Origin of the sequence: Lactobacillus nasalidis, from assembly GCF_016587775.1 — a bacterium.
Taxonomy (GTDB): domain Bacteria; phylum Bacillota; class Bacilli; order Lactobacillales; family Lactobacillaceae; genus Lactobacillus; species Lactobacillus nasalidis.
Map to the genome: position 1 here is coordinate 1 of NZ_BOCG01000564.1, position 580 is coordinate 580.

Annotated in this window: 1 pseudogene; it reads right to left on the reverse strand. The window is 61.4% G+C overall.

Annotated features, from left to right (window positions below):
- Positions 1–580: pseudogene (locus tag lacNas_RS10825) on the reverse strand (hypothetical protein); the annotation flags it as partial.

Below are 580 nucleotides of genomic sequence, written 5' to 3' on the forward strand. Positions count from 1 at the left end.
GGGGCGCTTTTCTCCGCCGTTTTGCCGGCGCAGCCGGGCCAGGTCCTTAGCGCTGGGGGCTTTGATGGCCGGATGCTTGACCAAGCTGGCCAGGCTCACGAACTGGTATTTCTTTTTCCGGGCTTTCGCGGCAAATGCCGCCATTTTTCCAGCGGCTTCAGGCTTAAAAAGGCAAAAGCCGCCCGGACGGATCTTCAGCTGCCGGGCTGGCTGCACCGGAATCAAGTCGGTCTGCCAGCAAGCCCGGCGGACGGCACTGGTTTGATCGCCGCTGGTCAGCACGTAGGCAGACGGGGTTAAAGAATAGGCAGCCAGCCGCTGCTGGCCCTTGCTCAGCGCCTGGTAGGCGGCCCAGTTGCTTTTCAAAGCCGACCGGCTGGTCAGCTCCAAGTCGTAGCCATCCTGCTTGATCCGTTTGATCAATTGCTCAGGAGTCTGCTCATCAACCAAAAAGCTGGCTTCCAGGCGGCTGGCCGCCAGCTTGGAGCGGACTTGCCGGTACTGGCGGCTGGTATGCACCGGGGCGATGATGAGCGCCATTTTGCGCTTGCTGGTCAAAGAGTAGCGGTAGACCGCCGCC